10 protein-coding genes are annotated in these 10302 nt (G+C 51.9%); 8 read left to right on the top strand and 2 right to left on the bottom strand.

Annotated features, from left to right (window positions below):
- On the top strand, positions 1-1629 hold a 1629-nt coding region (locus tag ACOTX7_RS23145), incomplete at its 5' end, for a diguanylate cyclase (protein WP_421626166.1).
- A 23-nt stretch (positions 1630-1652) separates the two neighbouring features.
- Here the strand turns inward: ACOTX7_RS23145 and ACOTX7_RS23150 are convergent.
- Both ACOTX7_RS23150 and ACOTX7_RS23155 read right to left on the bottom strand, forming a co-directional pair.
- Positions 1653-2162 (bottom strand): hypothetical protein, encoded by a 510-nt coding sequence (locus ACOTX7_RS23150; protein ID WP_213828381.1) that lies wholly within the window; start codon positions 2160-2162, stop codon positions 1653-1655.
- Positions 2163-2177: 15 nt separating this feature from the next.
- Positions 2178-3077: a LysR family transcriptional regulator gene (locus tag ACOTX7_RS23155; RefSeq protein WP_221813697.1), complete on the bottom strand. Its 900-nt coding sequence runs from the start codon at positions 3075-3077 to the stop codon at positions 2178-2180.
- A 98-nt stretch (positions 3078-3175) separates the two neighbouring features.
- On the opposite strand from ACOTX7_RS23155, the gene ACOTX7_RS23160 reads away from it, so the two are divergent.
- The 7 genes from ACOTX7_RS23160 to ACOTX7_RS23190 all read left to right on the top strand — a co-directional run bounded on the left by ACOTX7_RS23160 (position 3176) and on the right by ACOTX7_RS23190 (position 10256).
- The gene (locus tag ACOTX7_RS23160; RefSeq protein WP_006809956.1) at positions 3176-3970 is read left to right on the top strand and encodes an SDR family NAD(P)-dependent oxidoreductase; all 795 of its coding nucleotides are present in this window, start codon (positions 3176-3178) and stop codon (positions 3968-3970) included.
- A gap of 24 nt (positions 3971-3994) precedes the next feature.
- Positions 3995-5197 (top strand): L-dopachrome tautomerase-related protein, encoded by a 1203-nt coding sequence (locus tag ACOTX7_RS23165; protein WP_221813696.1) that lies wholly within the window; start codon positions 3995-3997, stop codon positions 5195-5197.
- 199 nt (positions 5198-5396) lie between these two features.
- A complete protein-coding gene (locus ACOTX7_RS23170) occupies positions 5397-5891 on the top strand; it encodes a molybdopterin-dependent oxidoreductase (protein ID WP_221813695.1) in 495 nt (164 codons plus the stop codon).
- A 17-nt stretch (positions 5892-5908) separates the two neighbouring features.
- Positions 5909-7846, top strand: a complete 1938-nt coding sequence (locus ACOTX7_RS23175; RefSeq protein WP_221256958.1) for a putative bifunctional diguanylate cyclase/phosphodiesterase — start codon at positions 5909-5911, stop codon at positions 7844-7846.
- Between the two features lie 259 nt (positions 7847-8105).
- Positions 8106-8363 (top strand): YjhX family toxin, encoded by a 258-nt coding sequence (locus tag ACOTX7_RS23180; RefSeq protein WP_006809960.1) that lies wholly within the window; start codon positions 8106-8108, stop codon positions 8361-8363.
- Positions 8364-8373: 10 nt separating this feature from the next.
- The gene (locus ACOTX7_RS23185) at positions 8374-9120 is read left to right on the top strand and encodes an SAM-dependent methyltransferase (protein WP_221257210.1); all 747 of its coding nucleotides are present in this window, start codon (positions 8374-8376) and stop codon (positions 9118-9120) included.
- Between the two features lie 299 nt (positions 9121-9419).
- Positions 9420-10256: a DUF6538 domain-containing protein gene (locus ACOTX7_RS23190; protein ID WP_421626167.1), complete on the top strand. Its 837-nt coding sequence runs from the start codon at positions 9420-9422 to the stop codon at positions 10254-10256.
- Positions 10257-10302: the final 46 nt, after the last annotated feature.

Genomic DNA, 10302 nt, shown 5'->3' on the forward strand with positions numbered 1-10302 from the left:
AAAACACAACCCGCTACGGGGGAGACTTACCCGAAATCTGATTTATTCAACAAAGCCCCCGAGGTGCTGAAAACGTACCAGGCGAAAGAAGGTGAACTGAAGAATATTGAACACAAGGTGGGACAGTTAAAAGATACGGGTGCAACGGGCGAAGAGCTGGCGCTGCTGTATGAAGGACTGAAGATTGTCGATGGACTACAGGATGAACAGCAGGCAGCGATTGCCAGCGTTGCCCGGAGCGAGGAACAGCAGGCCATTGCGTTACTCTTTGGCAAAAGTTACGAACTTGAAACGGAACGCGCCCAGAGCAAAATTGACCATTTTCGTCTGTTGCTGGATAAGCGCATTATTGCCGATGTCCAGGCGGCGACCAAAACGTCAAAAACGCTGCGCACCCTCTCCGAGGTGATGGTCGGCCTGACCGCCCTGCTCTTCTTATTTGTGATGGGCTTTATTCTCAAGCATCGCGTGCTGCGCCCGGTGGTGCGTCTCAGTGATGTGGTTCACCGGCTGGCCTCACAGGATTACGCCGTCGAAACGCCCAGTTTCAGCCAGGTCGATGAGATAGGCGATATGGCGCAGGCCATTCGCATTTTCCGCGAGAACGGGCTGGCCAGGCAGCGGCTTGAAAAAGAACGCGACGCGGACTGGGCCATCCGTGAGCTGCTTGCACGAATGACCCAGCGCTTGCAGGGCTGCGAGAACGTCAGCGACGTGATGAATGTGGCGGAGTTATTTGCCCCTAATATCGCGCCGGGCGTTTCCGGGCATCTGTATATTCTGGAGCGCGATCCTTGGCAGATGCGCTGTGCAGCCGAATGGCTGTCGCCTGAAGGGGAGAAAAAGCCGTTCCATCCTGACGAATGCTGGGCCGTCCGGCGTGGTCAAAGCCATCCGCCCGTCAACGGCGAGCCGGATATCGGCTGTTATCATCTGCCGGAATCACAGGCGCAACAATCATTGTGCGTTCCCTTAATTGCTCAGGGCGAAGCGATTGGATTGCTCTCATTCCAGAACATCACGCCTGAAACGGCGCCTTCCCGCGCCTATCTGGAACTGATGGCCGAGGCGCTGGGTCTGGCACTGGCTAACCAGCGACTACGGGATGCTCTTCTGGAAAAAGCCCTGTTCGATCCCTTAACGGGGCTGCGTAATCGCCACCATCTGGAAGATACGTTCCGCACTCAAATGAAGCAGGCCATGCGTAACAATGAGCCGGTAAGCTGCCTGATGATCGATATCGATCACTTCAAGAGTATTAATGATCGCTTTGGTCATGAGGCCGGAGATCTGGTGATCAAAAGCGTGGCAACCATTATTCAACGAGCGGTACACGATACCGGGCTGGCCTTCCGCTATGGGGGCGAAGAGTTTCTGGTGCTGCTTACCGGTGCAGATGAGGAGGCAGCGCTCGCCGCAGCAACGGAGATCTACAACGGCGTGCATGCGCTTTCGCTGCGCTACGGGCTTTCGGAAATTGGCCCGGTGGATGTTTCGACTGGGATCGCCAGCTATCCACAGCACGCCCAGAGCGATAATTTGCTGCGCGCAGCAGACGTCGCGTTATACCGGGCAAAAGAGCTGGGGCGAGCCAGGATCGTCAGTTTTGGCAGGCTGGAGGCGGGCTAAAAGGGGGTATTTGTGCCCCAGATTCAGGGCAGCGCGACCGCCCAAAGCACCACCATACCCAGTGAATTACTCCGCTTTTCCACGTACAGGGTGCCATCGATAAAATAATTTCCCTGCGGATAACAGATGCGGATCTCTCTTTTGAGTTCCGGCTCATAAACTCCCGCCCCCGAGCAGCTTTTTCGGCTGCCGGATTCATACCGGTAAGGTTGGCTCCAGGCAGTGTATTCTCCGCCCAGTAGCCAGGCCGCGGTAAAGATAACGAAAATGGCAACCGGCAGGCTGAAGATGATGAGACCGAGGTAAAGTTTGACAACGTCGACAATGGCTTTGTCTTTAAACGCCCTCTTCGCGATTAAAATCACCATCGCCACCAACGGCAGCAGCAATGTGCCAACCGCAAGATACTGTTCCCCCCGAACCGTAAGGAATGTCACGCGATAAATCTCGATTGACCAGACAACAAAACCAAATATCAACGTCAACCCGCCAACGATGAGTGGGATCAGAAAGGCATAACTATCTTTTTTCATATGAACACGTCCTTGTTAAGCGTCTGCGGTCAGGAGGCTAATCATCGCGCGGGTGGCTGCCGACTGACGTCGGTGCGGCGCGAAGATCACCGAGAAAGGCCGCGAGCGACCGCGTAAATGGGGCAGCACCTCGACGAGCTGGCCGCGTTCTATCCTGTCGCGGACGATAAATTCATAGCTCTGGCAGATCCCCATCCCCTGCTCCGCCAGTGACACCACGCCCAGCACGTCATCCGATATTTCGAAGGTTGAACGGGGCAGCCAGTCAACGTCGCGTCCATCATCCCGGAACACCCAGGGCGCGATGCGACCCGTGCGCGGCATGATAAAAGGCAGGCAGCTGTGCTGTTGCAGTTCGTCCAGCGTCTGCGGGACGCCCATTCGATGAAGGTAAGCGGGTGACGCAACCAGCAGCAGCGCCGCCTCTTCCAGCTTGCGCGCCACCAGGCCACTGTCAGGCATCTGACCCAGACGAATCGCGAGATCGAATCCCTCCGCGATCAAATCGACATTGCGATTGGTGATATTCAGTTCCACCTGAACGCGCGGGTGCTGTTGAGAAAAGCGAGCCAGCAGGGGCGGCAGACCATAGTGCCCATAGGTGGTCGGAACACTGATCTTCACGCGGCCGGTCAGATCGCCTCCCTGACCACGTCCATCGAGCTCGGCATCATCAAGCAGGGAAAACGCCGATCGCGCCTGCTCCAGATAAATACGTCCGGCTTCCGTAAGCCCCACGCGGCGGGTGGTGCGCTGTAATAACTGGCGCCCCAGACGCGCTTCAAGACGGGAAACCGCACGACTCAGGACCGAGGGTGTGGTTGAGAGCTCGACCGCTGCGGCAGTAAATGAGCCATGTTCAACAACGGTAATGAAGACTTCGACATCGCCAAGATAATCAAATTTTCGGCTCATTTTGCTCTTTCACGAACAAATGTTTTTCAATTTCGCTAATTTATCCCCCGCTGAGCGATGAGTAAAGTGGCCTCACACATCATCAGAAGGTAAAAATTATGGATCTTCAACTCAGCGGTAAGACAGCGCTGGTTACAGGCGCAACGGCAGGAATTGGTCTGGCCATCGCTCGCACGCTGGCGCGAGAAGGCGTTGCAGTGACGATCACCGGCCGTGAAAAGGCAAAGCTGCAAAACGCCGTTGCCGAAATCAGCAATGCCGCACCTGGCGTGCCGGTAAGCGCCGTTATCGCAGACCTGGGAAGCGCAGAGGGTGCCGAAGCACTGTTCGCGGCTTGTCCGGATACCGACATTCTTATCAATAATCTGGGCTTTTACGAAGCTAAACCTTTCGCCGACATCACGGACGAAGAATGGCTGCGCATGATCGATATTAACGTCATGTCCGGGGTTCGCCTGTCCCGGCATTACTTCCCGCGCATGCTGGAGCGAAACTGGGGTCGGGTGATATTTATGTCCAGTGAAGTTGGCGCGTTCACGCCGCCAGACATGGTGCATTACGGCGTCAGTAAATCTGCCCAGCTCGCCGTTTCGCGCGGTATGGCAGAACTGACCAAAGGCACCGCCGTAACGGTTAACAGCGTGCTTCCTTCGGCGACTCGCTCTGACGGCATCATTGACTATCTTCGCCAGACCGCCCCCGAACCGGGTATGACCGATCGGGCGATCGAAGCACACTTCTTCGAGACCTACCGGCCCAGCTCGTTGATCGCCCGAATGATCGAAGCAGACGAGATAGCCGCAATGGTTGCGCTGCTTGCAAGCCCGCTTGGCGCCGCATCTAACGGGGCTGCGGTGCGCGTTGAAGGCGGCACGTTCCGCTCCATTCTGTAACTGTGAGTTCACCGGAGTATAGATATGTCTAACCGTAGTTTGTCCGCCATCGCAATGGTGGCGCTGTTGTCCTTCACGAGCGCAGCCAGTGCGGATAATAGCGCGATGCCCGAACGCTGGCGTAGCTATGCTGGCGTAAGCTGGGATCACCCCGATCGCTCAGCAATCCCGGCAACGTTTTCCGGGTCGGTGAATGCCCCCATCGCCGGGATCCACTTTGATGCAAAAGGAACAGCCTACGTCAGTACACCCCGGCTGATATCAGCCAGCGCACCTGCCACGTTGAGCGTCCTTGATACGACGGTTGCGTCAGGTCCGGCACGCCTGACCGCATTCCCCTCCCGCGAGGGAAATGCGGTGGACGGACCTTTCGGGCAAAGCCTGCGCAACGTCCTCGGTTTTTATGTCGATCGCCGTAACGGCTGGCTATGGGCGCTGGACATGGGCTTCGTCGCGGGAGAAGCGGAATCTCCCGCAGGCTCGCAAAAACTGGTGGTGCTGGATCTGAACTCTGGACGCACGATCAAACGCATCTCTCTGGATAGCGTGGCTGACCGTAAGGCCAGTTTCCTCAATGATGTGGCTGTTGATGAGCGTCGCCGCATCGCCTATATCTCCGACAGCGGATCGCGCAGCGCGCCTGACAACCGTGCGGGTCTTATCATCGTTGATTTCACCTCCGGCCAGACCCGGCGCGTACTGGATCGTCACCCTGCCGTGCGGGTTGAGCCGGGCGTGAAAGTCGTCGCACACGGGCGCGAGGTGTGGCCGGGTAAACCGTTGCTGATTGGCATCAACGGCATTGCACTCTCACCGGATGCAGGTACGCTGTACTGGACAGTGACGACGGGTACCCATGCCTATGCGCTGCCGACGGCAATCCTGCGACAGCCGGGTTCGACCGATGCGCAAATTGCGTCCCGAATTGAAGATCTCGGTGATGTGGGCGGCAACACTGACGGGATCGTGACCGATGCGAAGGGCAATCTCTATATAACTGACGTCACCCGGAACGGTATCGTCAGGTACGATCCCGTAAGCAAAGCGATGTCACCGATCGCGTCAAACGAAGGCATATACTGGCCCGATACGCCGACCATCCATCCTGATGGCGATCTGGTTTTTACCTCCAGCCGTCTGAGCGATCATTTCACGGGAGCGGTGAAGGCTGGCGATGAGCGCTATGATTTGTGGCGTTTACCGGCAAAGGCATTGACGCAGGAGTAAGCGGATCCGGTCCGGTTACGAACAGCCTGATGCCCTCTCCCGCCCGGCCAAATAATCGCTAAAAACCACTGCGCCACCCGATGGGTGGCGTTTTTACATCCTGACAATGATGCATAAATGTACGGAGTGAGAAAATATATAAATTAGTAGGATAACTAAATTATAATTCTTATACTTATGTTAAAAAGTGGAGGCTGAAATGCGATTAATCCTAATGCTGTGCTGCTTTTTAGTACAAGGCGCCGCCCTTGCGGGTGAGTTGCCCAAACCTGCTGGTAAACCCATTTTAACAATTTCCGGTAATATAGAAAATACGAACGAAAATGGAAAAGCCGTTTTTGATATTGCCAGCCTTGAAAAACTGGGGATGGTGAGTTTCCAGACAACTTCGCCCTGGTATAATGGCCGCACGAAGTTTGAGGGTATCCCCATGCGCAAACTCATGGAGTATGTTGGTGCAAAGGGATCTGTCCTGAATGTGGTTGCACTCAATGATTACACTACCGTCATTCCACTTAGTGACTTCCAAAAATACAACGCCATACTGGCTTTAAAGGTCAATGGCGAATATATGCGCATCCGCGATAAAGGTCCGTCATTCATTGTCTACCCTTATGACAGTCTTCCTGAACTGAATAATCAGATTTATTACTCGCGATCGGCATGGCAGGTCAGCAAAATGAAGATTGAATAGCAGTCCAGGAGAACATAATGAACAGGATACTGGTTGGTATCATTTTTTCTCTTTTTATCACAACTGGATATATAGCCTTTCTTGTCTACGACCGTCAGCAGGAATTACAAAAGCTGACTCACTACACTGAGTCCTGGTCTGTAGCCCAACTGGTATCTGAATATTACCGATTTGAATCATGGATTGGTCTGTACGCAACCGATACTGATGACGTCACGGTAGACCAGGTTCGCATGCGCCTGGAAATCATGCTTAGCCAGAATGATTTATTGAAAGAAGGCGGCCTGGGTCGTTATATAGACAGCGAAAAAGCGCATCAGGCGCTCGCCGTACGCCTTGAAAACATCCTGACCTATCTTGATGGTCATCTTGAGCAAATGAGCCGCTCAGAGTTAAAGCTATATTTAAAAAGCATGCATTTACTGGATGCACCGCTAAGCCAGCTTTCATCCACGGCTTTGACAAAAGATGTTAACACCATCAATGAAACCAACCAGAAAATACAGGTCCTGTATTATATCTACTCAGCGCTTTCGCTATTACTGGTTATTTTAAGTTTCATACTGGGTTTTTTGATTATCTATCAAAATAAAAATATTCTTAAAGCACATACACAGGTGAAAACGCTGGCTGAAGAACTTCAGCTATCAAAGGAAACCCTGCAAATCCAGAATTCAAAACTGGAATACGATGTTTATCATGACTCCCTTACCGGCATGAAAAACCGTCTTTTCTTCTGGGATGATCTCAACAAACTTAATCAACAGGCTGAAAAAAATCATGTCTCTGTGACGGTAATGTTATTCGATTTAGACCGGTTCAAAGAGGTGAATGATACTTACGGTCATGATGCCGGCGATTTACTGTTACGTGAGGTCTCCACCCGTCTTAACGCTTTGAGCCGCTTTTCAGAAACATTTTATCGTTTGGGCGGTGACGAGTTTGCGTTTCTCTCCAACGGCTTAACCGAAAGCGCAGCCGTTTCACGTGCGCGAGAAATCAGTGATAGCATCAGCAAACACTATACAATTAATAATCAACTCATAAAAATAGCCACCTGCGTGGGTATTGTTTTATCGGATAACGAACGACGTTCAGATTACCTGTACAAATTCGCCGACCTGGCGCTCTATGAAGCCAAGAAAGAAGGTTCTCAGCAAATTAAAGTTTTCCGTCAGCGAATGCTACAGAAGTTGCAGGAAAGCAGAACCCTTGAAAATGATATGGCCAGGGCGATAGAGAATAATGAATTTGTTGTTTTTTACCAGCCTATTGTGAATTCCGTCAGCAAGGAAATCTACGGCTATGAAGCGCTTATTCGCTGGATGCACCCCGTTAAGGGAATGCTCTCCCCGGATAGCTTTATTTTCGCTGCTGAAAAAACTGGCATGATCAACGAGATAGGTAAAACCGTACTGAAACTGGCCTGTAGGGAAGCGGTCTCCTGGGCTGTTCCGGCCAGGATCTCCGTAAACGTCTCGCCTGTTCAATTGGGCAGCAAATCATTTATTAATACGGTGCAGTCCATTCTGGCTGAGACCGGGCTACCGGCTAACCGTCTTGAGTTAGAGGTCACAGAGTCATCCCTCTTTAGTGACAGAAATAACCCCATTACTATTCTCAAAAAACTACGTTCACTGGGCGTAAGAATTTCCATCGATGATTTTGGTACGGGTTATTCATCCCTCTCCAGACTCAGTGAACTGAACTTTGATAAAATCAAAATTGATAAATCTTTTGTCAGTCCGATATCTACACAAGAAGATGCGCTTAATATTGTGAAGCTGATTACCGGTATGGCTAAAAGCCTTAATATGGGCGTCATTGCCGAGGGCGTCGAGACCGAAGAGCAGCTTGAGCGGCTTCAGGCTCTGGGCTGCGAGCTTGTGCAGGGATATCTTTTCAGCAAACCACAGCCTCAGGTCGACAGCAAAATTAAGAGCGGCCAGCGATGACCTTCTCTCCTCAGCCCGATACCAACCGGGATCACATTTTTTACCCCTGGGTATTCACTGACAATAACCAGGTGTTATCATTCACCCCGTAAATACTTATCAACTCAATCCGAGGCTTTGATGCTGGAGAATGTAATCATCCAATAATCAGTTTCCCGACCTTTCCAGGCCGGACTGATTATCAATGCGCCGAAATCGTATGCGGACACCGCTGTGTGTTTGCACGTTTTGCACATGATGATTAAACAGGTTTTCCAGTATGAATTTATCCCGTCAGGAACAACGTACCTTACACGTTCTCGCCAAAGGTGGCCGTATTGTGCACGTCCGCGATACCTCTGGCCGCGTCACCGCCGTTGAATGCTATACCCGCGAAGGGCTATTGCTGGCTGACTGCACGCTCGCCGTTTTCAAAAAGCTCAAAACCAAAAAGCTGATCAAATCCGTTAACGGTCAGCCCTACCGCATTAATACCACCGGGCTGAACAATGTTCGCGCCCAGCCTGATAATCGTTGAGGAGAGGATGATGGATATCCCACGTATTTTTACCATTAGCGAAAGCGAACACCGCATTCATAACCCCTTTACGCCAGAGAAGTACGCGACGCTGGGCCGCGTGTTACGCATGAAGCCAGGCGCACGCATTCTCGATCTCGGCAGCGGTTCGGGAGAGATGCTCTGTACCTGGGCGCGTGATTACGGTATTACCGGTACCGGCATCGACATGAGTCAGTTGTTCACCGCGCATGCCACGCTGCGCGCAGAGGAACTCGGCGTCAGTGAACGCGTCCATTTTATTCATAACGACGCAGTCGGCTACGTCGCGGATGAAAAATGTGACGTGGCGGCCTGCGTTGGCGCCACATGGATTGCGGGTGGCGTAGCCGGGACGACAGACCTACTGGCAAAAAGCCTCAAGCCCGGGGGAGTGATGCTCATCGGCGAACCGTACTGGCGTCAGGTACCCGCAACGGAAGAGATAGCTCAGGCCTGCGGCGTCTCGTCGATTGCAGACTTTCTCACTCTGCCCGGTCTGGTTGCGTCTTTCGATCAACAGGGCTATGACCTGGTGGAGATGGTGCTTGCAGATCAGGAAGGCTGGGACAGGTACGAAGCCGCAAAATGGATGACGATGCGTCGCTGGCTGGAGGAAAACCCAGACGATGACTTTGCGAAGGAGGTTCGGGCGGAGCTGACGATAGCGCCTGAACGTCATGTGACGTATACGCGGGAATACTTTGGCTGGGGGGTGTTTGCGTTAATGGCACGATAATGTGGCGCTGGCGGTATAGTCTTTAGGGTTATGCCGCCGTTCAACTTCTTACAGGTACAAAACGATGGGACGAAAATATGCAACCATCAGCAACATTTGCTGCCATGATCTGCGGAATGCAAGGTAACTAATTGATTTAGAATGGTGCGATAATAGGAGTGTAACACGCGATAAATCTTGTGTTCGGGTCTTCTTCTACGACCTTCGCAACTACCTGATTTAACGATTTTTACGCACGCTGATAATCTGGCATTCACCCTGCACATGATAAACGCCCCTCAACTTTAACGGGGTGGAAAATGAAATACAAGCCGGATCAATACATCATTTCCGATAGTTACGGAGTTTATTACGTCAGGATCTCAATTCCTGTATGGCTCCGTAATGCATTTGGTGGAAGAAAAACTCTCGTCCGTAGTCTGAAAACTTCCGATCTTCGTGTGGCTCGTAGGAAGCGTGATGTTATAGCCGATGAATTTCACCACATCAGGCAAATTGCAGAGCCTCCAAAACCGGACAGCTTGCAGGACACGATCAGCTATTTAAAGAGCGTGGCTAAGTACGCGAAAGCTGCCCCGAAAGCATCAGCGCCGATTATCTACCAATGCCCTTCTCTGATTAAGATGTTAGAGATCTACCTTATGCATAACGCTGATCGCCTGAAAATGGGAACATTAAGCAAGACCAGGAAAGCCGTAGAACTATTCCTGAATTACCTGCGAAAGAAGGATGTGGAACTTAACGATATCAACCGTACCACCGTTACAGGCTGGCTTGATCATCTCAGAGAGACAAAGGCAGTCCAGACAGTGGCTAACTATCTATCAGCAATGGCAAACATTTTCGATCTTGCCTCTTCCCGATACCAGGACGCCCCACCGCTGGAAAGTAACGTGTTCAGGGGGCATAAACTCAACACAGCGCAGAGCCGCCAGAGTTACGAGGCATTCACGGAAGAGGATATTACGAAGCTCATTAGCGCGTTTAACAAGTTAGGAGAGGACGAGCTAAGGGATGTGACCACTATCGCCGCTTATAGCGGGATGCGCATTAATGAAATAGCCAGTTTAAAATCAGACAATATCTGTGAAGTAGAGGGGGTGCTATGTTTCGAGGTTACGGAGGGACTTTGTTGAATAAATCGAACTTTTGCTGAGTTGAAGGATCAGATCACGCATCTTC

The organism is Enterobacter cloacae complex sp. IR5418, from assembly GCF_049238105.1.
GTDB classification, from domain to species: Bacteria; Pseudomonadota; Gammaproteobacteria; order Enterobacterales; family Enterobacteriaceae; genus Enterobacter; species Enterobacter hormaechei.

Coding starts and splice junctions, on each gene's coding strand:
- ACOTX7_RS23165 (WP_221813696.1), top strand. CDS start 3,995: ATGTCTAACCGTAGTTTGTCCGCCATCGCAATGGTGGCGCTGTTGTCC.
- ACOTX7_RS23190 (WP_421626167.1), top strand. CDS start 9,420: ATGAAATACAAGCCGGATCAATACATCATTTCCGATAGTTACGGAGTT.
- ACOTX7_RS23175 (WP_221256958.1), top strand. CDS start 5,909: ATGAACAGGATACTGGTTGGTATCATTTTTTCTCTTTTTATCACAACT.
- ACOTX7_RS23155 (WP_221813697.1), bottom strand. CDS start 3,077: ATGAGCCGAAAATTTGATTATCTTGGCGATGTCGAAGTCTTCATTACC.
- ACOTX7_RS23150 (WP_213828381.1), bottom strand. CDS start 2,162: ATGAAAAAAGATAGTTATGCCTTTCTGATCCCACTCATCGTTGGCGGG.
- ACOTX7_RS23160 (WP_006809956.1), top strand. CDS start 3,176: ATGGATCTTCAACTCAGCGGTAAGACAGCGCTGGTTACAGGCGCAACG.
- ACOTX7_RS23180 (WP_006809960.1), top strand. CDS start 8,106: ATGAATTTATCCCGTCAGGAACAACGTACCTTACACGTTCTCGCCAAA.
- ACOTX7_RS23170 (WP_221813695.1), top strand. CDS start 5,397: ATGCGATTAATCCTAATGCTGTGCTGCTTTTTAGTACAAGGCGCCGCC.
- ACOTX7_RS23185 (WP_221257210.1), top strand. CDS start 8,374: ATGGATATCCCACGTATTTTTACCATTAGCGAAAGCGAACACCGCATT.